This window comes from Mangrovicoccus algicola, assembly GCF_014903745.1.
GTDB classification, from domain to species: domain Bacteria; phylum Pseudomonadota; class Alphaproteobacteria; order Rhodobacterales; family Rhodobacteraceae; genus Mangrovicoccus; species Mangrovicoccus algicola.
On the sequence record NZ_JACVXA010000027.1, the window covers coordinates 34,066 to 55,979 of the forward strand.

The 21,914-nt window shown below is 67.2% G+C and carries 19 protein-coding genes; 13 read left to right on the forward strand and 6 right to left on the reverse strand.

All coding sequences use genetic code 11. The features are described 5' to 3' along the window. Positions 1-33 precede the first annotated feature (33 nt). The 5 genes from pstC (at position 34) to phoB (ending at position 4,886) form a co-directional block, all read left to right on the forward strand. The gene (pstC, locus tag ICN82_RS10405) at positions 34-1,233 is read left to right on the forward strand and encodes a phosphate ABC transporter permease subunit PstC (protein WP_193182391.1); all 1,200 of its coding nucleotides are present in this window, start codon (positions 34-36) and stop codon (positions 1,231-1,233) included. Continuing rightward, on the forward strand, positions 1,233-2,594 hold the full coding sequence (gene pstA, locus ICN82_RS10410; RefSeq protein ID WP_193182393.1) for a phosphate ABC transporter permease PstA: 1,362 nt from the start codon (positions 1,233-1,235) through the stop codon (positions 2,592-2,594). The genes pstC and pstA overlap by 1 nt, the downstream gene beginning before the upstream one ends. Before the next feature lie 18 nt (positions 2,595-2,612). Next, on the forward strand, positions 2,613-3,410 hold the full coding sequence (gene pstB, locus ICN82_RS10415; protein WP_193182396.1) for a phosphate ABC transporter ATP-binding protein PstB: 798 nt from the start codon (positions 2,613-2,615) through the stop codon (positions 3,408-3,410). A gap of 68 nt (positions 3,411-3,478) precedes the next feature. Continuing rightward, positions 3,479-4,192 (forward strand): phosphate signaling complex protein PhoU, encoded by a 714-nt coding sequence (gene phoU / locus ICN82_RS10420; protein WP_193182398.1) that lies wholly within the window; start codon positions 3,479-3,481, stop codon positions 4,190-4,192. Between the two features lie 4 nt (positions 4,193-4,196). Further along, entirely contained in the window at positions 4,197-4,886 is a 690-nt protein-coding gene (phoB, locus tag ICN82_RS10425; protein WP_193182399.1) for a phosphate regulon transcriptional regulator PhoB, read from the forward strand. A 168-nt stretch (positions 4,887-5,054) separates the two neighbouring features. On the opposite strand, the gene ICN82_RS10430 is transcribed toward phoB, so the two are convergent. Then, positions 5,055-5,969 carry an NAD(P)-dependent oxidoreductase gene (locus ICN82_RS10430; protein WP_193182402.1) on the reverse strand — a complete coding sequence of 305 codons (915 nt, stop codon included), beginning with the start codon at positions 5,967-5,969 and terminating at the stop codon, positions 5,055-5,057. Between the two features lie 142 nt (positions 5,970-6,111). On the opposite strand from ICN82_RS10430, the gene ICN82_RS10435 reads away from it, so the two are divergent. From ICN82_RS10435 to ICN82_RS10445, 3 genes are all read left to right on the forward strand, one after another. Next, positions 6,112-7,962, forward strand: a complete 1,851-nt coding sequence (locus ICN82_RS10435; RefSeq protein WP_193182404.1) for an autotransporter assembly complex protein TamA — start codon at positions 6,112-6,114, stop codon at positions 7,960-7,962. Continuing rightward, a complete protein-coding gene (locus ICN82_RS10440) occupies positions 7,962-12,668 on the forward strand; it encodes a translocation/assembly module TamB domain-containing protein (protein WP_193182414.1) in 4,707 nt (1,568 codons plus the stop codon). The genes ICN82_RS10435 and ICN82_RS10440 overlap by 1 nt, the downstream gene beginning before the upstream one ends. An 85-nt stretch (positions 12,669-12,753) precedes the next feature. Next, positions 12,754-14,181, forward strand: a complete 1,428-nt coding sequence (locus ICN82_RS10445) for a protein adenylyltransferase SelO (RefSeq protein ID WP_193182416.1) — start codon at positions 12,754-12,756, stop codon at positions 14,179-14,181. Here ICN82_RS10445 and ICN82_RS10450 read toward each other — a convergent pair. Continuing rightward, complete coding sequence (locus tag ICN82_RS10450; protein ID WP_226898420.1) at positions 14,178-15,056, reverse strand: DMT family transporter; 879 nt, start codon at positions 15,054-15,056, stop codon at positions 14,178-14,180. The genes ICN82_RS10445 and ICN82_RS10450 overlap by 4 nt on opposite strands. A gap of 175 nt (positions 15,057-15,231) precedes the next feature. On the opposite strand from ICN82_RS10450, the gene ICN82_RS10455 reads away from it, so the two are divergent. From ICN82_RS10455 to eno, 4 genes are all read left to right on the forward strand, one after another. Continuing rightward, positions 15,232-15,933 carry a DUF533 domain-containing protein gene (locus ICN82_RS10455; RefSeq protein WP_193182419.1) on the forward strand — a complete coding sequence of 234 codons (702 nt, stop codon included), beginning with the start codon at positions 15,232-15,234 and terminating at the stop codon, positions 15,931-15,933. 147 nt (positions 15,934-16,080) lie between these two features. Beyond that, positions 16,081-16,500: a Fur family transcriptional regulator gene (locus ICN82_RS10460; RefSeq protein WP_193182421.1), complete on the forward strand. Its 420-nt coding sequence runs from the start codon at positions 16,081-16,083 to the stop codon at positions 16,498-16,500. Between the two features lie 3 nt (positions 16,501-16,503). After that, on the forward strand, positions 16,504-17,394 hold the full coding sequence (locus ICN82_RS10465) for a DMT family transporter (protein ID WP_193182423.1): 891 nt from the start codon (positions 16,504-16,506) through the stop codon (positions 17,392-17,394). A gap of 39 nt (positions 17,395-17,433) precedes the next feature. Beyond that, a complete protein-coding gene (eno, locus tag ICN82_RS10470; RefSeq protein ID WP_193182425.1) occupies positions 17,434-18,708 on the forward strand; it encodes a phosphopyruvate hydratase in 1,275 nt (424 codons plus the stop codon). A 94-nt stretch (positions 18,709-18,802) separates the two neighbouring features. On the opposite strand, the gene ICN82_RS10475 is transcribed toward eno, so the two are convergent. After that, positions 18,803-19,231, reverse strand: coding sequence for a PRC-barrel domain-containing protein (locus ICN82_RS10475; protein WP_193182427.1), 429 nt, complete (start codon positions 19,229-19,231; stop codon positions 18,803-18,805). 155 nt (positions 19,232-19,386) lie between these two features. On the opposite strand from ICN82_RS10475, the gene ICN82_RS10480 reads away from it, so the two are divergent. Continuing rightward, positions 19,387-20,340, forward strand: a complete 954-nt coding sequence (locus tag ICN82_RS10480) for a glycosyltransferase family 2 protein (protein ID WP_193182429.1) — start codon at positions 19,387-19,389, stop codon at positions 20,338-20,340. Between the two features lie 111 nt (positions 20,341-20,451). On the opposite strand, the gene ICN82_RS10485 is transcribed toward ICN82_RS10480, so the two are convergent. Genes ICN82_RS10485 through ccmC form a run of 3 tightly spaced genes read right to left on the reverse strand, consistent with a single transcriptional unit; the run spans position 20,452 to position 21,885 of the window. Further along, a complete protein-coding gene (locus ICN82_RS10485; protein ID WP_193182431.1) occupies positions 20,452-20,988 on the reverse strand; it encodes a DsbE family thiol:disulfide interchange protein in 537 nt (178 codons plus the stop codon). After that, positions 20,981-21,133, reverse strand: a complete 153-nt coding sequence (gene ccmD, locus ICN82_RS10490; RefSeq protein ID WP_193182433.1) for a heme exporter protein CcmD — start codon at positions 21,131-21,133, stop codon at positions 20,981-20,983. The genes ICN82_RS10485 and ccmD overlap by 8 nt, the downstream gene beginning before the upstream one ends. After that, positions 21,133-21,885 carry a heme ABC transporter permease CcmC gene (ccmC, locus tag ICN82_RS10495; protein WP_193182443.1) on the reverse strand — a complete coding sequence of 251 codons (753 nt, stop codon included), beginning with the start codon at positions 21,883-21,885 and terminating at the stop codon, positions 21,133-21,135. The genes ccmD and ccmC overlap by 1 nt, the downstream gene beginning before the upstream one ends. Between the last annotated feature and the right edge of the window lie 29 nt (positions 21,886-21,914).

Consider the following 21,914-nt stretch of genomic DNA (forward strand, 5'->3'; position numbering starts at 1 on the left):
TTTCGAGTCCATGACAGTCCAGACGGTAGGGATATGGCTCTTTCGTATTTCGTTATTCTCCTGCTGGTCCTCTCGGCCGCAGGCTATGTGTTGGGGCGCCGCAAGGCGGTTGCCGCGGTCGGCGGCGAGACCCGCGCGCTGCATTCGCTCGTGTCCTTCTACGGCTGGAACGTCGCCCTGGCGGGGTTTCTCAGCGGAATCGTCATCCTCGCCCTCTGGGCGCTGTTCGGCTCGGGCCTGGCAGGCAGCCTGTCCTGGATCGGCGGGGTCGTGGCGCTGGCCGCGGCTGCGGCGGCCGTGGTCGTGGCGCTGGGATCGATCGCGCCTGAATTCCGCGCGCGCAACAGCGTGGAGGCCAAGGTCCGCGGCATCCTGATATTCTGTTCCTCGGTCGCGATCCTGACGACGCTGGGCATCGTGCTGTCCATGCTGTTCGAGACCGCCAATTTCTTTTCCCAGTATTCCTGGACGCATTTCTTCTTCGGCACCGAATGGACGCCGCGGTTTTCCGGCAATTCCGAACTGGGGATGCTGCCGCTTCTGTGGGGCACGCTCTACGTGTCCTTCATCGCGCTCTGCGTCTCGGTGCCGATCGGGCTGTTCGCCGCGATCTACCTGTCGGAATATGCAAGCCCCGCCATGCGCGGCGTGGCCAAGCCCGCGATCGAGGTGCTGGCAGGCATCCCGACCATCGTCTACGGCCTCTTCGCGCTGATCACCGTCGGGCCGCTCCTGCGCGACTATTTCGCCGGGCCGCTGGGCATCGGCGACAGTTCGCGGTCCGTGATGACCGCCGGCCTGGTCATGGGCATCATGCTGATCCCCTTCGTCTCCTCGCTGTCGGATGACATCATCAACGCGGTGCCGCAAAGCCTGCGCGACGGCTCCTACGGGCTGGGCGCCACGCGCTCCGAGACCATCAAGCAGGTCATCGTGCCCGCGGCCTTGCCCGGCATCGTCGGCGCCGTGCTTCTGGCCGCGTCGCGGGCCATCGGCGAGACCATGATCGTGGTGCTGGGGGCAGGGGCCGCGGCCCAGCTCAGCCTGAACCCGTTCGAGGCGATGACCACCATCACCGTCAAGATCGTCTCGCAGCTGACCGGCGATACCGATTTCGCCGCGCCCGAGACGCTGGTTGCCTTCGCGCTCGGCATCACGCTTTTCGTGCTGACGCTGTGCCTCAACATCCTGGCGCTCTATATCGTGCGCAAGTACCGGGAGCAGTACGACTGATGTCCGATATCTCCGCCTCCGCCGCGGGCCTGCCCGGCAAGAGCTCGCTCTATGCCGAAAGCGACCGCACCCGCCGCCGCAATGCCGCCGAGAAACGGTTCCGCCTCTACGGGCTGGGCGCCGTCGGCATCGGCGTCATCGCCCTGGTCTGCCTTCTGGCCTCGATCCTGGGCAGCGGCCTGAGCGCCTTCCAGCAGACCTATCTGAAGGTCGAGATCTATCTCGATCCCGCCATCGTCGACCCCAATGACGCCCGCCTGATGGAGGATCCCGACGCGGTGCGCGCCGAGCTGTCCAAGGTCCTGACCTTCGGCTATGCGCCGCTGATCCAGGGATCGCTGCAGGCCCAGGCCGAGGAACTGGCCGCCGGGCCCGCGCCCGAGATCACGCCGCAGCTGCTGGCCGCGATGGTGTCTTCGGCCGCGCCCACGACGCTGCGCGACTACGTGCTGGCCAATCCCGAGGAGATCGGCGAGACGATCGAATTCGATTTCCTCGCCAATGCGCGGATCGACCAGTACCTCAAGGGCAAGGTCACGCGCGAAAGCGCGGCGCTGGACAGCCGCGTCGATGTCGCCCAGCTGAACGCTGCAGACGAGCTTCTGGATCTCGGCCAGATGGAGAAACGGTTCAACTGGGACTTCGTCTTCGGGCCGGACGCTTCCGAGAACCGCCCCGAGGCGGCGGGCATCGGCGTCGCGCTGATCGGGTCGGCCTACATGATGCTGATCGTTCTGGTCATCGCCGTGCCGATCGGCGTCGGCGCCTCGATCTACCTGGAGGAATTCGCCCGCAAGAACTGGCTGACCGACATCATCGAGGTGAACATCTCGAACCTCGCGGCGGTGCCCTCCATCGTCTTCGGGATCCTCGGGCTGGCGGTCTTCATCAACTTCATGCATCTGCCGATCTCCTCGCCGCTGGTGGGCGGGCTGGTGCTGACGCTGATGACGCTGCCCACCATCATCATCGCCACGCGCGCGGCGCTGAAATCCATCCCGCCCTCGATCCGCGATGCCGCGCTCGGCGTCGGCGCCTCGAAGATGCAGGCCGTGTTCCACCATGTCCTGCCGCTGGCCATGCCCGGCATCCTGACCGGCACGATCATCGGGCTGGCGCAGGCGCTGGGGGAAACCGCGCCCCTGCTGCTGATCGGCATGGTCGCCTTCGTGCGCGACTATCCCGAGGGCATCCTCGATCCGGCCGTGGGCCTTCCGGTCCAGGTCTACAATTTCACCAACCGCGCGGATCCGGCCTTTGTCGAACGCGCCTCGGGCGCCATCATCGTGCTGCTCGTGTTCCTGGTGATCATGAACCTCGTCGCAATCATCCTCCGCCGCCGCTTCGAGCGCCGCTGGTAAGTAACTGGAGTGACCCACATGGACGACATGCGCATCACCGAGCGCCACCTCGACCAGAAGGACATCAAGATCAAGGCGGACAATGTCCAGGTCTTCTACGGCAGCTCGCATGCCATCAAGGATGTCTCCGTCGAGATCCAGGACAAGACCGTGACCGCCTTCATCGGGCCGTCGGGCTGCGGGAAATCGACCTTCCTGCGCTGCCTGAACCGGATGAACGACACGATCGACATCTGCCGCGTCGAGGGCCAGATCCTGCTCGATGGCGAGAACATCTACGACAAGAAGGTCGACCCGGTGCAGCTGCGCGCCAAGGTCGGCATGGTGTTCCAGAAACCCAACCCGTTCCCCAAGTCGATCTACGACAACGTGGCCTACGGGCCGCGCATCCACGGCCTGGCCCGCAACAAGGCGGAGCTCGACGAGATCGTCGAGAAGTCGCTGCGACGGGGCGCGATCTGGGACGAGGTCAAGGACAGGCTGGACGCGCCGGGCACCGGGCTTTCGGGCGGCCAGCAGCAGCGCCTGTGCATCGCCCGCGCCGTGGCCACAGAACCCGAGGTGCTGCTGATGGACGAACCCTGTTCGGCGCTCGACCCGATCGCCACCGCGCAGGTGGAGGAGCTGATCGACGAGCTGCGCGAACAGTATTCGGTCGTCATCGTCACCCATTCGATGCAGCAGGCCGCGCGGGTCAGCCAGAAGACCGCCTTCTTCCATCTCGGCAATCTGGTCGAGTTCGGGGAAACGGGGCAGATCTTCACCAACCCCGTGGACAGCCGCACCGAAAGCTACATCACCGGCCGGATCGGCTGAGGCCGGACCGTCTTCGCATTCAACGGGGCAGGGCGATCCCTGTCCCATTCAGGGATGAGGCAAAAGAAATGCCGGAAACTCATATCCAAACCGCCTTCGACCGCGACCTGGAATCGATCCAGGCGACGATCATGAAAATGGGCGGCCTCGTCGAGGCGGCGATCACCGATGCGGCCCGGGCGCTGGACGAGCGCGACGAGACGCTGGCCGATGCCGTGCGCGCCAATGACAAGGCCATCGACGACCTGGAAACCAGCGTCAACGAAGAGGCGATCCGCGTCATCGCGATGCGCCAGCCCACCGCGGTCGATCTGCGCACCATCGTGTCGGTGATGAAAGTCTCGGGCAACCTGGAACGGATCGGCGATTATTCCAAGAACATCGCCAAGCGCGCCACCGTGCTGACCCAGATGAGCCAGATCCACGACACCTCGCCCGCGATCCGCCGGATGGCCCAGGCGGTGGAGCTGATGCTGCAGGACGCGCTGGATGCCTATATCAAGCGCGACCCCAAGCTGGCCGAGGACGTGATCCTGCGCGATGCCGAGGTCGACCAGATGTACAACGCGCTGTTCCGCCAGTTCCTGACCTACATGATGGAAGACCCGCGCAACATCACCGGCTGCATGCATCTGCACTTCATCGCCAAGAACATCGAACGCATGGGCGACCACGTCACCGGCATCGCCGAGCAGGTCGTCTACCTGGTCACCGGAAGCCTGCCGGCGGATGAACGCCCCAAGGCCGACCGCACGTCCTTCCAGAAGGTCGCCGAGGAATAACCGCATGTCTCCGTCCCAGCCCACCGTCCTTGTCGTCGATGACGAACCGGCACAGCGCGATCTTCTGTCCTACAACCTCGAATCCAGCGGCTTCCGCGTCATCGAGGCCGCGGACGGCGAAGAGGCGCTGATGCTTCTGGCCGAGGACAGCCCCGATCTGGTCGTTCTCGACTGGATGCTGCCCTCCGTTTCGGGGATCGAGGTCTGCCGCCAGATCAAGAGCCGGGCCGAGACGCGCAACCTGCCGATCATCATGATCTCGGCCAGGGCCGATGAAGGCGACCGGGTGCGCGGGCTGGAAACGGGCGCGGATGACTACGTGACGAAACCGTATTCCGTGGCGGAGCTGATGGCGCGGGTGCGCTCCCAGCTGCGCCGCACGCGTCCCGCCACGGTCGGCGAGACGCTGGAATTCGAGGACATCATTCTCGATGCGGAAAGCTACAAGGTGTTCCGCGCCGAGAAGCCTCTCAAGCTCGGACCGACGGAGTTCCGGCTGCTGTCGACTTTCATGGAGAAACCCGGCCGGGTCTGGAGCCGCGAACAGCTTCTGGACCGGGTCTGGGGCCGCGACATCTATGTCGACACGCGCACGGTCGATGTCCATATCGGTCGGCTGCGCAAGGCGCTGTGCCAGCATGGCGGCGAGGATCCGGTCCGGACCGTGCGCGGCGCAGGCTATGCCCTTGGATGATGGCCGATACGGAGTGGTTTCAAGTTAACTTCACCCCTTAATTACCGGAAATCATTGGATTGATTATGTAAGTCATGGATAGCTTTGCTATCATGACGTGACATAATCACGGTTCTAGGGAAGAGGCATGAGGGCCCCGAAGGGCCCTCCGGGGCGCCGTTCAGGCGCTCACAGGCTGCCGTTCTTCAGCAGACGCAGCCGCTGGATCAGGGCTGACGTGTCCCAGCGCCCGCCGCCCAGGGATTGCACGTCGCCATAGAACTGATCGACCAGCGCCGCGACCGGCAGGCTCATCTCCATCGCCTTGGCCTGTTCCAGCGCGATGCCCAGATCCTTGCGCATCCAGTCCACCGCGAAACCGTAGTCGAACTTGCCGTCGACCATCGTCTCGGCCCGGTTCGTCAGCTGCCAGGAGCCGCCCGCGCCCTGGGCGACAAGCGCGGCGACCTTCTTGGCGTCCAGCCCCGCCTCGATTGCAAGATGCAACCCTTCGGATACGCCCTGGACGATGCCCGCGATGCAGACCTGGTTGACCATCTTGGTCAGCTGTCCCGCGCCGGCCTCGCCGAAATGCTCGGTCGCCTTGGCATAGGCCTGCATCACCGGATCGGCCTTGGCGAAATCCGCCTCGGCGCCGCCGCACATGATGGCAAGCTGGCCATTCTCGGCCCCGGCCTGGCCGCCCGAGACCGGCGCGTCGACGAAACCGATCCCGGCCGACGCGGCCTCGGCCGCGATCTCGCGCGCCACGATGGCCGATGCGGTGGTGTGATCGATCAGGACCGCGCCCGGCGCCATTCCGGCAAGCGCGCCTTGCGGTCCATGGACCACCGAGCGCAGATCATCGTCATTGCCCACGCAGGTCATCACGAAATCGCAGCCCGCCGCGGCCTCCTTCGGGGTGGCGCCCGCGCGCCCGCCATGGGCCGCAACCCAGGCCTCGGCCTTGGCCGCGGTGCGGTTGTAGACTGCAACCTCGTGCCCGGCCTTCACCAGGTGACCGGCCATCGGGTATCCCATCACCCCAAGTCCGAGAAATGCTACCTTCGCCATTCTTGGCTCCTTCCTCTTTGCGCCCCTCATCTGGCGGGCCGCCCGCTGTCTCCACCCCGCAACGGCCGCCTTCCAGTCTGGCCGGACAAGCGAAAACACCTTGAGGCAGGCAAGTAAACAGGCGACGTTAACCACGAAGCCGGGCAAACCGGCAGAGAATTGGAGGCTGCTCGTGCAATCTGTCCCGAAACTCGGATATGCGGCAGGCGCCGTGCTGGCCTGTCTTGCGGGGCCCGCACTGGCGCTGTCCTCGGTCGATATCGTCGTCAAGGGCGTGCCCGAGGATGTCGCCGAGGAGTTGCGATCGCAGATGGAGCTTGCCTCGGCCTCGAAACGGGCCCTGGACGAGGAGATCGCGGACAGCCAGGACATCTTTGCCGCCGCGCTGTCGGATTACCGCCAGATGGTCAGCGTGATGTATGGCGAAGGCTATTACGGACCGGTGGTCAATGTCGCCGTCGACGGCCGCGAGGCCAGCGAGATCAGCCCGCTTTCCGTCCCGGGCGAGATCGGCGCCATCACCATCACCGTCACGCCGGGCGAGCAGTTCCGATTCGGACGCACCGAGGTCGCCCCGCGCGAACCCGAGGCCGCGGCGGCGGGCGATCCGCTGGTGGACGGTTTCGCGCCCGGCGAACCCGCGCGCAGCGGGCTGATCGGTTCGGCCGCGAATGCCGCGGTCAGCGAATGGCGCGAGGCCGGGCATGCCAAGGCCGAGCTGGGCGACGAGGAAATCGTCGCCGATCACCCCGAGGCGGCGCTGGATGTCGATATCGAACTGCGCCCCGGGCCGCAGCTGCGCTTCGGCACGGTGACGATCGAGGGCCAGTCCAAGGTCAAGCAGAAGCGCCTGCGCGAGATCCTGGGCCTGCCCGAGGGAGAGATCTTCTCGCCGCAGGAACTGAATGACGCCGCCAACCGCCTGCGCCGCACCGGGGCCTTCCGCACGGTGAGCCTTCTGGAGGCCGAGACCCCCAATCCCGACGGCACGCTGGATTACACGCTGACGGTGATCGACCTGCCGCTGCATCGTTTCGGCGTCGCGGCGGAATACTCGACGCTGGACGGCATGCTGCTTTCGGGATTCTGGCTGCACCGCAACCTCTTCGGCGGCGCCGAGCAGCTGCGCTTCGATGCGGAGATTCAGAATATCGGCGGCGAAACGGTGGGCGTTGGCACCGCAGGCAGCGGGATCGACTATGATTTCGGCGTGCGCCTGAGCCGTCCCGCCTTCCTGGGGCCGGACAACGTGGCCTTCGCCTATGCCAATATCAAGCTGGATGACGAACCCGACTACAAGGAGAAGATCGCCACGCTGGGCATCGGGCTGACGCGCTATTTCAGCGACGACCTCTTGGGCGAGATCGCCGGCGGCTATCGCTATTCCTACGTGGAGGATGCCTTCGGGACGCGCGAATTCAACCACCTGGCCTTTCCCTCCCGGCTGGAATGGGACCTGCGCGACGACGAGGGCGATCCCCTCTACGGCGCCTATCTGAACTACAAGGCGACGCCCATGTACGGGGTGAACGGCTCCGAGAGCCTGGTCCAGCTCGATCTCGACAACCGCGCCTATTACAGTTTCGGCGCCGAGGCACCGCTGACCCTGGCGGGGCGCCTTCAGCTGGGCGCCGTCACCGGGGCGTCGCTGGAAGGCACGCCGCCGGAATTCCTGTTCTTCTCGGGCGGCGGCGACACGGTGCGCGGCCAGGAATACGAGGGACTCGGCGGCAGCACCTATGACGGCGACACGGTCGGCGGGCGCAGCTTCCTGGGCCTCTCGGGAGAGATCCGGACCCGCGTCACCGACAGTCTCGGCGTCGTGGCCTTCTATGATTACGGCATGGTCGGGGCGGATGCCTGGGTCGACGAGGACAGCAACTATCATTCCGGCGTGGGCCTGGGCGTGCGCTACGCCACCCCGATCGGCCCGATCCGGGTCGATATCGCCACGCCCTATCTGGGCCCTGAGGAGGAATTCTCGCGGGTCGATCTCTATATCGGCGTGGGACAGGCCTTCTGATGACCCTGATGAGCAACAAGCATATCACCCCCGTCCTGCTGGCCCTGGCCATCGCCCTGCCCGCCGCGCCGATGCTGGCGCAGCAGGAGGAGGACACCCAGGATCCCGGCTTCCTCGAAGGCATCATCCAGAACGCGCTTGGCGGCGACGGGCGCGAGGTGCGCATCATCGGGCTGGAAGGCGCGCTGAGCTCGGAGGTGAAGATCGCCACGATCGAGGTGGCCGATGACCAGGGCACCTGGCTGGCGATCAACGATGTCACGATGAACTGGCGGCGGCTGGCGCTGCTGCGCAAGCGGGTGGAAATCGACAGCCTGGCGATCGGCTCGGTCGACCTGCAGCGCGCGCCCGTCACGCCCCCGCCCGAGACGCCCTCGATCGAGGCGGAGGCGGAACCCGCGGCCCCCTTCGCCCTGCCCGAGCTGCCCGTCTCCATCGAGCTGGGCCAGCTGAGCCTGGCCGAACTGGACCTGGGCGCGGCGCTGGTGGGCCAGGATGCACAGATGTCGATCGAGGGCGCGGCCCGGCTGATCGGCGGCGAAGGCAACCTGGACCTGCGCATCGAACGCACCGACGCGATCCGCGGGCTCATCCTGGTCGATACCGGCTATGTCAACGAGACGCGGCAGCTGACCGTCAATCTCGACGTGGAGGAGGATCAGGGAGGCCTGATCGCCACGCTGGCCAAGTTTCCCGGCGCCCCCTCGGTCGACCTGTCGGTCAAGGGCGATGCGCCGCTGTCGGATTTCACCGCCGATATCCAGCTGGCCACCGACGGGCAGGAACGCCTGGCGGGCCAGGTCGAGGTGGGCCAGAGCGACGGCACGGCCGGGCCGGTCGTGACGGTGATCGATGCCGATCTGGGCGGCGACATCACCCCGCTCTTCGTTCCCGAATACCGCGACTTCTTCGGCACCGATGTCGGGCTGGAGGCGCGGGTCGAACTGAACCCGGAGGCAGGCACGCAGATCCCGCAGTTCAACCTGTCCTCGCGGGCGCTGAACCTGACGGGCAATGTCGCGCTCGATCCCGGCGGCCTGCCCCGGCTGGTCAGCATCCGCGGCGGCATCGGGACCGGCGACGACCAGCTGGTCACCCTGCCCGTCCCCGGCGCGGAGACCCGGCTGCTCTCGGCCGATCTGTCCGTGGATTACGACGCCTCCCAGGGCGACACCTTCGCCGCGAAGATCGCCCTGTCGCAGCTGCGCCAGGGCGAGATCTTCATCGCCCAGTCCGACCTGGATCTCGACGGGACGCTGGAACGCAGCATCGCCACGGCCGACACCCCGGCCGGGCTCGCCAATCTCGCCAGCCACGTCGCGGCGCGGCTCGACGGGATCTCGGTGGGCGATCCGGCGCTGGACAGCACGATCCAGCCGGTCGCCTTCGATGCGGACCTGAATTTCGATGCCGCCACCGGGGCGGTTGCAATCCGCAATCTCGGGCTGTCCTCCGGGGATCTGTCGCTGCAAGGCATCCTTGACGTCGCGGGCGTGCAGAATGGCGATATCGAGATCACCACCGATGCACAGCTGAGCACCGGCGATCTGGCGCGGTTCGCGCCGATCGTGGCGCAGCCGCTGGAGGGCCGGTTCGACGGCGCGGTGAAGGCGCGCTTTGCGGCGCTGACCGGCGCCTTCGACGTCGATCTCTCGGGCGACGCGCAGGACCTGGCCATCGGCAACCCGCAGCTCGACCCGCTGATCGCCGGCGCCTCGCGCGTGGCGCTGAAGGCCGGGCGCTCGGCTTCGGGGATCCGGCTGGAGGAGCTGATGCTGGAGACCGCGCAGATCACGGCGCAGGGCACCGGCGAGCTCAGCTCCTCCACCGCCGATCTGGACCTGACCGCGCGGCTGGCCGAGGCCAACCTTGTCGCGCCGCAGCTTTCCGGTCCGCTGGAACTGAGCGCCGGTGTCAGCGGCGCCGCCCCCGATTACCGGCTGGAGCTGGACCTGGGCGGCGAGGCGATCACCGCGCAGCTGGGCGATCCGGTCTCGCTGAGCTCCGACATCGCCTATGTCGGCGCGGCCGGCACGGTCGATATCCGCAATCTCGCGCTGCGCGCGGGCGATCTGGCGGCGGACGGGACGGTCTGGCTGAGCGGTCTGAAGGATGACGCGCTGGCCGCGGATGCCGAGCTCAGCCTCGATACCGGCGACCTGTCGCGCTTCTCCGGGCTGACGGGGATGCCGCTGGCCGGTCAGCTGGCCGCCGATCTCGAGGGCAGCTTCGACAGCATCGACACGTCCTTCGGCGGCACGCTGGCCGGGACCGGCCGCGATATCGCCATCGGCAATGCGCAGATCGATCCGCTGCTGGCCGGCGAGACGGTGATCGACATCGCCGCGACCGGCGCGGGCACTTCGCTGGATATCGAGCGGCTGGACATCCACAACCCGGCCCTTGCGCTGACCGGCGCGGGCCAGCTTTCGCCCGAGGCGGCGGACCTGGACCTGCGCGCCTGGCTGGGGCAGATCAACCCCTTCGTGCCGCATCTGGACGGCCCGGTGGAGGTCACGGCCTCGGCCACGGGCACGGCGCCGAATTTCGCGGTAACGCTGGATGCCGGGGGCGCGGCGATCACCGACAAGCTGGGATCGCCGGTCAGCCTGGACACCAACCTGGTCTATGCGCAGGACTCCGGGACGCTGGACATTCCCGACCTGCACCTGTCCGCGGGCGATCTGACGGCCACCGGCGAGGCCGCGCTGCGCGGGCTAAACGCGGCGCTCTCGGCGACGGCGGAGCTGGCGCTGGATACCGGCGACCTGTCGCGGCTGGCGGGTCTGGCGGGGATGCCGCTGGCGGGCACGCTGACGGCGGATGTCTCCGGCGGGTTCGACAGCGCGACCGGCGATTTCGACGGCGCGCTGACCGGCAACGGCCAGGATATCGCCATCGGCAACCCGCAGGTCGATCAGCTTCTCGACGGCACGACCCGCATCGACGCAGCCGCGCGCCGCCGCGACGGCACGATCACGATCGAGCGGCTGGAGATCGACAATCCCGACCTGCAGGTGCAGGGCGGCGGCACCTATGCCCCTGAGGGCGGCGACCTGGACCTGACCGCACGGCTGGCCGATCTGGGCCTCTTCGTGCCGCAGCTCTCCGGTCCGCTGACGGTCGAGGGCAATGCCCGCGGCGCCGGCAGCGCCTGGACCGTCGACCTGGGCGCCAACGGCCCGGCGGGGCTGCGCGCGCAGGTCTCGGGCGACGTGGCGCCGACCAACCTGGATATCGACATCGATGCCGGGATCTCGAATATCGGCGTCTTCGTGCCGCAGATCCCCGGCCCGGCCTCGGTCTCGGGCAAGGTTTCGGGCAATGGCACGGATTTCTTCACCGACATCACCGCGACGGGCCCCGGCGGGCTGTCCGCCGATATCGACGGGCGCGCCTGGGGGCCGGACGGCACGTCGGATCTGGGCATCACCGGGCGGATCCCGCTGACGCTGGCCAATGCCTTCATCGCGCCGCGGTCCCTGACCGGGGCGGCCTCCATCGACCTGCGTCTCGCCGGGGCCCCGGGGCTGGATGCGCTTTCGGGAACGGTGGGCTTTGCCGGGGCGCGGTTCGTCGATCCGACCTCGCGCATCGTGCTGAACCAGATGGCGCTTGATCTGGGCTTCGCCCAGTCCCGGGCCAACCTGGATTTCCGCGCCGCGCTGGAAACCGGCGGCACCATCACCGTGTCGGGTCCGGTCGATCTGGCCGCGCCCTTCAACGGCGATATCGCGGTGGCGCTGAACCAGCTGAAGCTCGTCGATCCCAGCCTCTACACCATTGACCTGGGCGGGCGCATCGACCTGGAAGGTCCGCTGGCGGGGGGCGCCTCCATCAACGGCCAGATCGATATCGACCGCGCCGAGATCGAGATCCCCTCCGCCATGGGCGGCGGCGGCCCCATCCCCGACATGACGCATGTGGGCGAACCTTCGGACAGCCGGGCCACCCGCGACCGCGCCGGGCTGATCCAGACCGATGCGGGCGACGGCACCACCGGCGCGCCCGTGGCCTATCCGTTGGATGTCACCATCTCGGCGCCCGCGCGGATTTTCGTGCGCGGCCGCGGACTGGATACCGAATTCGGCGGCTCGCTGAATATCGGCGGCACCACCCAGCGGATCATCCCCTCGGGCCGGTTCGAGGTCGTCCGCGGCCGCATGGACATCCTGACCCAGGTGCTCAATCTGGACACGGCCGAGATCACCCTGGGCGGCGATCTGGTGCCCGATGTCTACATGGTCGCCACCTCGCAGGACGCGCCCATCGATGCGCAGATCCTGATCGAGGGACCCGTCAACGACCCGGAACTGGAATTCTCCTCCAGCCCGGAACTGCCCGAGGACGAGGTGCTGTCGCATCTGTTCTTCGGCCGTCCGATCAGCGAGCTGTCGCCGCTGGAGGTCGCGCAGCTCCTGTCGGCGATCAACACGCTGACCGGCGGTGGCGGCGGCGTCTTCGGCAAGCTGCGCGACGGCGTCGGGGTCGATCAGCTCAATGTCGGCGCCGATGACGATGGCAATACCGAGGTCACGGCCGGCAAGTACCTCTCCGAGGATGTCTATACCGACGTCACCGTGGGCGCCGGCGGCACCAGCCGGGTGCGGCTGAACTACGAGATCACCCCCAGCCTGACGGCGCGGGGCGGGTTCGACAGCGAAGGCGACACGCGGCTGGGATTCTCCTTCGAACGCGACTACTGAACGCGGCCCGGGGGCGGATCGTCGCCCCCGGTCTGGACCCCGGGCCCGGTCCTGCCCATATCGGGGGCAGGAAACGGAGCCCGCCATGACCCTGCATATCCCCTTCGACAACAGCTATGGCCGCCTGCCCGACCGGTTCTACGCGCGCCAGCCGGCCGAACCGGTGCGCGCGCCCGGGCTGATCCGGGTGAATGATGCGCTGGCTCTCCAGCTGGGCATCGACCCGGCCGCCCTGGCCTCTCCCGAAGGGCTGGAGGTGCTGGCGGGCAACCGGGTGCGCGACGGCGCAGATCCCCTGGCCCAGGCCTATGCCGGGCACCAGTTCGGCGGCTGGAATCCGCAGCTGGGCGACGGGCGCGCAATCCTTCTGGGGGAGGTTGTGGATTGCAACCACCAGCGCCGGGACATCCAGCTGAAAGGGGCCGGGCGCACGCCCTTCTCGCGCATGGGCGACGGCCGGGCCTGGCTGGGCCCGGTGATCCGCGAATACCTGGTCTCCGAGGCGATGCATGCGATGGGCGTGCCGACAACCCGCGCCCTGGCCGCCGTCAGCACCGGCGAGACGGTGCTGCGCGAACAGGGTCCCTTGCCCGGCGCCGTGCTGACCCGCGTGGCCTCCTCGCATATCCGGGTCGGGACGTTCCAGTATTTCGCCGCCCGCGGCGATGCCGAGGCGGTCGCGCTGCTGGCCGATCATGTCCGCGCGCGCCATTATCCCGGGGCCGACGGCGCGCTGGAGCTTCTGGGCGAGGTGGTCGCCGCGCAGGCCCGGCTGGTCGCCGACTGGATGGCGCTGGGGTTCATCCATGGCGTGATGAATACCGACAATTGCCATGTCGGGGGCGAGACGATCGATTACGGGCCCTGCGCCTTCATGGACATCTACAAGGCGGGCAAGGTCTTTTCCTCCATCGACCATCACGGCCGCTATGCCTATGCCGCACAGCCCGGGATCGCCGCGTGGAACCTCGCGCAATTCGCCACCTGCCTGCTGCCGTTGATCCATGCCGACAGCGACCGGGCGGTGGCCCTGGCGACGGAGGCGGTGCATCGGTTTCCCGATCTCTACGAGGCGGCGTTTCTCGCGAAATTCCGCGGCAAGCTGGGGCTCGTGACCGCCGAGGAGGAGGATTGGGGGCTTGTCCTGGGCCTGCTCTCGGCGATGGAAACCGGCCGCGCCGATTTCACCAACACCTTCCGCGCGCTGGCCGGGGGGGATCCGGCGGGCGCCTTCGCGAATCCCGCGCCGCTGGGGGACTGGCTGGCGCAATACCGGGCGCGGCTCGACCGCCAGGGCGGTGCCGATACCGCCATGATGGCAAGGTGCAACCCTGCGGTCATTCCCCGCAACCACCTGGTCGAGGAGGCCATCGCCGCGGCGGTCGCCGGGGATCTCGACCCGTTCTCGGCGCTCCTGGCGGCGGTGACCGATCCCTACGCGGCCCCGCCCGCCGGTTTCGATCTGCCACCGCAGCCGGGTCAGGAGGTCCTGCGGACCTTCTGCGGCACCTAGGCGGTGCGCACGCCGCGGACGGGGCGGTTGATCAAAAGCAGCCCCGCCGCCACCAGGAGCAGTGCCAGGAAGATGCCCGGCCCCAGCGGTTCTCCGAGGATCAGCCAGCCCAGGACGACCCCGAAGACCGGCGTCAGGAAACTGAAGCTGGCCACCGGCCCGGCCGGGTAGATCGATAGCACCCAGAGCCAGAACAGGAAGCCTCCCGAAGCCACGACGACTGCCTGGAATCCCAGCCCCCACAGGTGGATCGCCTGCAGGTCGCGCAGGAACGGGCCGAAGAGCGGGGACAGGGCCAGAAGCAGTACGGTGGAGATCGCCAGCTGGCACAGAAGCTGCACCTCCGGACGGACGTCGCGCAGCGGGGTCACCCGGGCGCAGAGCGCGATCCCGGTCCATCCCAGCGCCGCGCCAAGCGCCAGCAGGTCCCCCGCCAGGCTGGCCTGCCCGCCGCCGCGATCGGCCAGCGCGATCCCCACCCCGGCCAGTGCGCAGGCCAGCCCGGCGGCGCGCATCGGCGTGATCCGCTCGCCGGGGATCAGGAAATGCCCCGCGAGGGTGAGCCAGACCGGCATTGAATAGAAGATCACGACCGAGCGCGACACGCTGGTGAGGTCCAGCGACAGGAACAGGCACAGGAACTCGGTTGTGAAACACAACCCGATCAGCACCGCGCCCTTGCGCGCCTCGCGCGGCAGGCGGATCGGGATGCGCCGCCAGCGGATCCAGACCAGCAGGCAGATCGCCGCCCCCAGCCCGCGCAGCCCGGCGCCGAAGATCGGCTGGAACCCGCCATTGGTGATCTTGATCACCACCTGGTTCAGCGCGAAGACCGCCGCGAACAGGACCAGCCCGGCCGCTCCTGCCAAATCCATCCTGTCCTTGCGCATCGCCCTGCCCTTTGTTCCTCGCGCCGTGCAGAAGTCTTTTCCCGGTGCAAGTCAAGGGCGGGCCCGGGCCAAATTCTCCTTTGAAACGCCGGTTGCGAAGTGCAACCGTAGCAACGGACCCCGGTTTCATTCTGCAATCGGGGCGGATGGGAGAGAGATCATGAGCTTCATGAAAACCCTGGTCAGCCTGGGCATCGGCTTTGCCGCCGCCCGCGGGCTGTCGCGCTTCGGCAATTCCGGCGGCATGCAGGGGCTGCGCGGCGCGATGGAGAAATCCGGCACGGACATGGCCGCGCAGATGGCCTCCATGGCGGAGAAGATGGGCCTGCCCGGCGGCGGCAAGGCGGTCGAGGACATGATGTCCCGCTTCGGGCTGGGCGCGCGGCGCGATCCGGCCGAACTGGCCGGTCTGGGCGGCATGATGAACGCGATGTCGGGCATGGCGGCGGCCACGGGCGGCACGACGGCGGATCTCTTCTTCTCGATGACCGAGGGAACCGCGGCGGGGCAGATGGCCGAGGAGAATGCCCGCCTGATGATCCGGGCGATGATCCAGGCGGCCAAGGCCGATGGCGAGATCGACGCGGCCGAACAGGAGAAGATCCTGGGCCATCTGGGTGACGCCAGCCCCGAGGAGATCGCCTTCGTCCGCGCGGAACTGGCCGCTCCGCTGGATCCGATGGCGCTGGCACGGGATGCGAACGAGCAGAGCCGCGCCCAAGTCTATGCGGTATCGCTGATGGCCATCACCGTCGACAGCAAGGCGGAGATCCGCTATCTCGACACGCTTGCCGCTGCGCTGCAGCTCGATCCCGCCACGCGCGAGGCGATCCATGCCCGGATGGGCGTGACCGCGCGCTGAGTGCATGCGCCGCCGGTTGCAGGTTGCAACCGGCAACCGCCAAGCGCGGCCTGCATCAAGGCGCCGCCGCGACGGTTGCAAAACGGTCGCGTCTCGCCCTATCTGCCGCCACGCACGGAAAGCGGCGCAGAGCCGGAGGACGGATACATGGCGGACGGGATCATCGCGCTCTGCGAGGCCAAGGGCCTGCGGATGACGGAACAGCGGCGGGTCATCGCCATGGTGCTGCAGGACACGCAGGACCATCCGGATGTCGAGGAACTCTATGCCCGCGCCCAGGCCGTGGACGCGAATATCTCCATCGCCACGGTGTATCGCACGGTCAAGCTCTTCGAGGAGGCGGGGATCCTGGAGAAGCGGGAATTCGGCGACGGGCGCGCCCGGTACGAACCCGCCGACCGCGACCATCACGACCACCTGATCGACCTCAATACCGGCGAGGTGATCGAATTCGTCGATCCCGAGATCGAGGCGCTGCAGGAACGCATCGCGGCCAAGCTGGGCTACCGCCTCAAGGGTCACCGCCTGGAACTCTACGGCGTCCCCGCCAAGAAACCGGGGGCCTGACCCTTGGAAAACCTTCGCGGGATCGGCTTCATGATCCTGGCCATGGCAAGTTTCGCGCTGGAGGATGCGCTGGTCAAGACGCTGGCGGCCTCCATGCCCGCGGGGCTGGTGCTGATCTTCGTCGGCCTTTGCGGCGCGGTGTTCTTCTGGCTTCTGTGCCGCCGGCGCGGCATCCGCGTCGTCTCGCCCGCCTTCCTGAACCGGCCGCTGCTGCTGCGCACCATCGCCGAGATCGCGGGAACCGTCTTCATGGTCGCGGCCATCGTCAGCATGCCCTTGTCCACCGCCTCGGCAATCATGCAGGCCGCGCCGCTGATGGTCGGATTCGGGGCGGTGCTGCTGTTCGGGGCGGTGTTCGGCTGGCGCCGCTGGGCCGCGCTGGCCACCGGATTTGCCGGGGTGCTGGTCATCATCCGCCCCGGGCTGGACAGTTTTGACCCGGTCTCCCTCCTGGCGCTGGCGGCGACGGCCAGCATGAGCGCGCGGGACCTGGCAACGCGGGCGGTCCCGCGCGAGATCCCGTCCCTGCTGATCGCCTTCTACGGGTTCTGCGCCATGGCCGTGGCGGGCGGCATACTGACGCCCTTCCTCGAGGGGGCCGCACCGGTTGCATCGCGCAACCTCTGGCTTCTGCTCATGGCGGCCTGCTGCGGGATCTGCGGATATTTCGCCATCACCCAGGCGATGCGCATCGGCGAAGTCGCCGTCGTGACCCCTTTCCGCTACACGCGGTTGCTGTTTGCAATCACCCTGGGCTTCGTCGTCTTCGGGGAAAGGCCCGACCTGCCGATGATGGTCGGGGCCGCCCTGATCCTGGGTTCGGGACTCTATACGCTGCATCGCGAACGGCATGCGCGCAGTCGCCCACTTTCCTCCGCGCTGAAGGCAGGCTAACAGGGGCGCGGACAGGTTTTTCCGAGAGGGAGCAACACCATGAGCACGATCATCGACATCATCGGCCGCGAGATTCTCGACAGCCGCGGCAATCCGACCGTCGAGGTCGACGTGATCCTCGAGGACGGAACCACCGGCCGCGCGGCCGTCCCCTCGGGGGCCTCCACCGGCGCGCATGAGGCGGTGGAAATGCGCGACGGCGACAAGGCGCGCTATATGGGCAAGGGCGTGCTGAAGGCCGTGGCCGCGGTCAATGGCGAACTGGCCGAGGGTCTGGTCGGGATGGACGTGACCGAACAGGCCGCCATCGACGCCGCCATGATCGAGATGGACGGCACGTCGAACAAGGGACGGCTGGGGGCCAACGCGATCCTCGGGATCAGCCTGGCCTGTGCCAAGGCGGCCGCCGATTTCACCATGCAACCGCTGTATCGCTATGTCGGCGGCACCTCCGCGCGGGTCCTGCCGGTGCCGATGATGAACATCATCAATGGCGGCGAACATGCCGACAACCCGATCGACATCCAGGAATTCATGATCATGCCGGTCGCCGCGGAGAATATCCGCGAGGCCGTTCGCATGGGATCCGAGGTCTTCCACACCCTGAAAAAGGAACTGTCGGCGGCGGGCATGTCCACCGGCCTGGGCGACGAGGGCGGTTTTGCCCCGGAACTGGCCTCCACCAACGACGCGCTGGATTTCATCCTGAAATCGATCGAGAAGGCCGGGTACAAGCCGGGCGAGGACATCTTCCTTGCGCTGGACTGTGCCTCGACCGAGTATTTCCGCGACGGCAAATACGAGATGAAGGGCGAAGGCAAGTCGCTGAGCCCGGCCGAGAATGTCGCCTATCTCAAGGCGCTGTGCGACGCCTATCCGATCATCTCGATCGAGGATGGCATGGCCGAGGATGACTGGGAAGGCTGGAAACTGCTGACCGACGAGATCGGCGACAAGGTGCAGCTGGTCGGCGACGACCTGTTCGTGACCAACCCGCTGCGCCTTGCGGACGGCATCGCGCAGGGCGTGGCGAATTCCATGCTGGTGAAGGTGAACCAGATCGGCAGCCTGACCGAGACCCTCAAGGCCGTCGACATGGCGCATCGCGCGCGCTACACGAACGTGATGTCGCATCGCTCCGGCGAGACCGAGGATGCCACGATTGCCGATCTCGCCGTGGCGACCAATTGCGGACAGATCAAAACCGGGTCCCTGGCCCGCTCCGACCGGCTTGCAAAATACAACCAGCTGATCCGCATCGAAGAGATGCTGGGCGCCACCGCCGAATATGCGGGCCGTTCCATCCTGCGTTGATTGCAGATTGCAACCGGCGGCTGCCGGATGCCGGGATACGAAGAAGGGGGCCGAAAGGCCCCCTTTGCGTTGCGTCCAGCGGCTGCCGACCGGTTTAGTCGAGCCAGCCCTTTTCCACCTCGGGCATCGCTTCCAGCTCTTCCTGCGTCGCGCGCACCGCCAGCTGGTAGTCGTCGCTGCCCTCCGCCTTCGGCAGGATCATGACATTGTTCATTTCGAACAGGACATGGCGGTCGCCGATCCCGAGGAAGCCGCCGATATCGGCCACGATCCCGTACATGTCGCCATTCATGTCGAGCACCACATCCTCGATATGGCCGATCGGTTTCCAGTCGTCGCCGATCGTGCTGACGCTGGGTTCCTCCGCCCAGTTGCCGCTTTCGAAATCCGAATAGATCTCTGCCCCGTCCAGGTCGTCGGCGAGGATCAGGTTGCCCGGGTCGATCGCGGTATCCTGGGCCCAGAGCGGCGCGGCGGCAATGGCAGTCGCGGCGGCGAGGGCGGGAATGGCGAAACGGGTCATGGAAAGCTCCTTCGATTGGCGTTTCATGCCCGGTTAATGCAAAGCCCCCCCTGACGGTTCCGGGGGCGGCACGATGGACGCTTGCCGGGAGGCGGCATGCCGGGCACAGTCGGCCCGTTCGGCGGATGCACAATACGAAAGACCCCGGAAAGCCCATGACCAAGATCGCCTGCGTGACCATGATGAAGGATGAGGATTTCTTCCTGCCGATCTGGTTCCGGTATTACGCGCGCCAATTCGGCGCGGAGAACCTGTTCATTCTAGACAACGGATCGGCCCGGCCGCCGCGGGAGATGCTGCCGCCCGAACTGGGCCGGGGCTGCGTCAATGTCTTCCGCCTGCCCCTGCGCGAAGACACGTCGCAGGCCCGGCAGGCGGTGCATTTCGACCGGCAGCGCTTTATCGCGATCAACGGAATCATTGCCGGGCTTTTCGGCTATTACGACGTGGTGCTGTTCAACGACACCGACGAGATCTTCGTTGCGGATCCGGCAATCCATGCCGATCTGGAGGCCTATATCCGCGCGCGTGCTGCAGATGGCAGGATCGTGGCCGGTATCGGTCTGGACCTGTTTCATGACCGCGCCAACGAGTCATCTCTGGATCTTGGCGCTCCGATTTTCAAGCAGCGGCGCAATGTCGTGCTGAACCCTCTTTATGCCAAGCCACATCTTCTGGGGCATGCCGCGACCATGTCACCCCATGCGGTGACGGAGCCCTTCGTCTTCGACCCCGAGCTGTACCTCGTCCACATGAAATTCATCGATGCTGGGCGGTTCCTGACGCGTCAGCAACGGCGTCGCGACACGGATGCACAGCCCGGGGCCTGGGATTCGTGGAAATGGGACGACACGATCGCCGAAGGGCAGCTGGCCAAGATGGAACAGCGCATGCCGGCCGGAGAGCCCCTGTCGGGGGATGCGGTGGCCCGGCAGATGTTCGGCAGGACAGGTGCGGTGACGATCGGCGGCGGGGATGGGCCCGAACGCCTGCGCCTGCGCGCGCCGAAAAAGAAGCGCGTCCTGGATCACGTGTCAAAGCAAACCGAACATGAGATGCGGCAGAACCGTCATGTCCTGCCCGAAAGCTTCGCGACCTGCGGGATCTGAAAAACCGACCTTTGCCGACGATCATCCGAACGGCGAGGCGCCGATGATCCGTCGCTGCGATGGTTGCAGGTTGCAACCGTCAGCCGGGGCCGCAAGGCGCGCGGGCTGGGATCAGCCCCGCGCCCTTGCCAGGGCCGGGCGGATCGTTTCCTCGATCACGCGCCCGGTCAGCGGCCCGGGGAAACGCAGGATCACCCTGCCCGTCCCGTCGATCACGAAGGTCTCCGGCACGCCGTAGAGCCCCCAGTCGATCCCGGCCCGTCCCGCCGCATCCTGCGCCAGCGCGGCATAGGGGTTGCCCAGTTCTGCCAGGAAGGCCAGGGCCTGCCGGGGCTGGTCCTTGTAGTTGATGCCGTAGATCGGGATCCCCTCTTCGGCCAGCGCCTCGAGATTGGGATGTTCCACCCGGCAGGGCGCACACCAGGAGGCCCAGAAATTGACCAGCTTCACCTGCCCGTCGGACAGCGTCGCGGGGTCGAATTCGGGCAGGCTGCCCAGCGGCTCCAGCGCCGTGGCGGGGGCGGCGCGCCCCTCGAGCGCGGAGGGCAGCGCATCGGGATCCTCGCGCTGCATCCCCAGGTAGAAGGCGGCGGCCAGCCCGGCAAAGACCAGCGGCGGCAGCAGGACGAGCGGCGGAACCCTAGCCATCGCGACGCCGTGCCTCCGCATCCCTCAGCGCCCGGCCCGCGCGGCGCGCCGATAGCAGGCTGACCCCCACCAGCGCGGCCAGCAGCAGCAGCGATACGCCATAGGCGGACAGGACCGCGCCCGCGTATTTTCCCAGATCCGGCATCATGCCATCCTTTCCCGCGCCTCGATCGCGCGCAGGCGCCGACGGTAGATTTCCGTGCGTGTCCGAAGCAGCACCAGCGCCAAGAATAGCAGCACGAACCCCGCCATCGACACCGCCAGCGGCGCGAAGAAGATGTTGGAGACCTTTTCCTCGGTATCGCTGCCGGTGACGGCGCCCACGCGCATCACCGAGGCGCCCTGGTGCAGCCCCTGGTTCCAGAAATTCACCGCGTAGCGGCTGAGGATGGCAAAGACCGATCCCACGAGGCACAGAACCGAGGTCAGGTCGGCGGCGGTATCGGGATCCTCAACCGCCTGCCACAGGGCGATATAGCCCAGGTAGAAGAGGCACAGGATCAGGAAGGCGGTCAGGCGCGGATCCCATTCCCACCAGCTGCCCCACATCGGCTGGCCCCAGATCGCGCCGGTGGCCAGCCCGATCAGCGTCATGACCAGCCCGACCGGCGCCGCCGCCCGCGCGGCCAGGGCGCTGACATGATGGCGGCGGATCAGCCAGACCAGCGAGGCGGCCAGCATCATCAGCCAGGCATTGATCGCCACCATCGCGGCGGGGACATGCAGGTAGATGATCTTGACCGTCGCGCCCTGGCGGTAGTCGTCGGGGGTGAAGAAGAATCCCCAGACCAGCCCCGCCGCCAGGCAGGCAAGGGCGGCACAGGACAGCAGCGGCAGCACCTTCGACACCATCCGCGCGAAGGCTGCCGGATTCGCATATTCCCACAAGGATCCCATCCCGAACCTGTTACCTCCCTGCCCGCATC

What these genes read in the sequence shown, in the direction of transcription:
- pstC (WP_193182391.1), top strand. Translation starts at nt 34, where the DNA reads ATGGCTCTTTCGTATTTCGTTATTCTCCTGCTGGTCCTCTCGGCCGCA.
- pstA (WP_193182393.1), top strand. Translation starts at nt 1,233, where the DNA reads ATGTCCGATATCTCCGCCTCCGCCGCGGGCCTGCCCGGCAAGAGCTCG.
- pstB (WP_193182396.1), top strand. Translation starts at nt 2,613, where the DNA reads ATGGACGACATGCGCATCACCGAGCGCCACCTCGACCAGAAGGACATC.
- phoU (WP_193182398.1), top strand. Translation starts at nt 3,479, where the DNA reads ATGCCGGAAACTCATATCCAAACCGCCTTCGACCGCGACCTGGAATCG.
- phoB (WP_193182399.1), top strand. Translation starts at nt 4,197, where the DNA reads ATGTCTCCGTCCCAGCCCACCGTCCTTGTCGTCGATGACGAACCGGCA.
- ICN82_RS10430 (WP_193182402.1), bottom strand. Translation starts at nt 5,969, where the DNA reads ATGAGGGGCGCAAAGAGGAAGGAGCCAAGAATGGCGAAGGTAGCATTT.
- ICN82_RS10440 (WP_193182414.1), top strand. Translation starts at nt 7,962, where the DNA reads ATGACCCTGATGAGCAACAAGCATATCACCCCCGTCCTGCTGGCCCTG.
- ICN82_RS10445 (WP_193182416.1), top strand. Translation starts at nt 12,754, where the DNA reads ATGACCCTGCATATCCCCTTCGACAACAGCTATGGCCGCCTGCCCGAC.
- ICN82_RS10450 (WP_226898420.1), bottom strand. Translation starts at nt 15,056, where the DNA reads ATGGATTTGGCAGGAGCGGCCGGGCTGGTCCTGTTCGCGGCGGTCTTC.
- ICN82_RS10455 (WP_193182419.1), top strand. Translation starts at nt 15,232, where the DNA reads ATGAGCTTCATGAAAACCCTGGTCAGCCTGGGCATCGGCTTTGCCGCC.
- ICN82_RS10460 (WP_193182421.1), top strand. Translation starts at nt 16,081, where the DNA reads ATGGCGGACGGGATCATCGCGCTCTGCGAGGCCAAGGGCCTGCGGATG.
- eno (WP_193182425.1), top strand. Translation starts at nt 17,434, where the DNA reads ATGAGCACGATCATCGACATCATCGGCCGCGAGATTCTCGACAGCCGC.
- ICN82_RS10475 (WP_193182427.1), bottom strand. Translation starts at nt 19,231, where the DNA reads ATGACCCGTTTCGCCATTCCCGCCCTCGCCGCCGCGACTGCCATTGCC.
- ICN82_RS10480 (WP_193182429.1), top strand. Translation starts at nt 19,387, where the DNA reads ATGACCAAGATCGCCTGCGTGACCATGATGAAGGATGAGGATTTCTTC.
- ICN82_RS10485 (WP_193182431.1), bottom strand. Translation starts at nt 20,988, where the DNA reads ATGGCTAGGGTTCCGCCGCTCGTCCTGCTGCCGCCGCTGGTCTTTGCC.
- ccmD (WP_193182433.1), bottom strand. Translation starts at nt 21,133, where the DNA reads ATGCCGGATCTGGGAAAATACGCGGGCGCGGTCCTGTCCGCCTATGGC.
- ccmC (WP_193182443.1), bottom strand. Translation starts at nt 21,885, where the DNA reads ATGGGATCCTTGTGGGAATATGCGAATCCGGCAGCCTTCGCGCGGATG.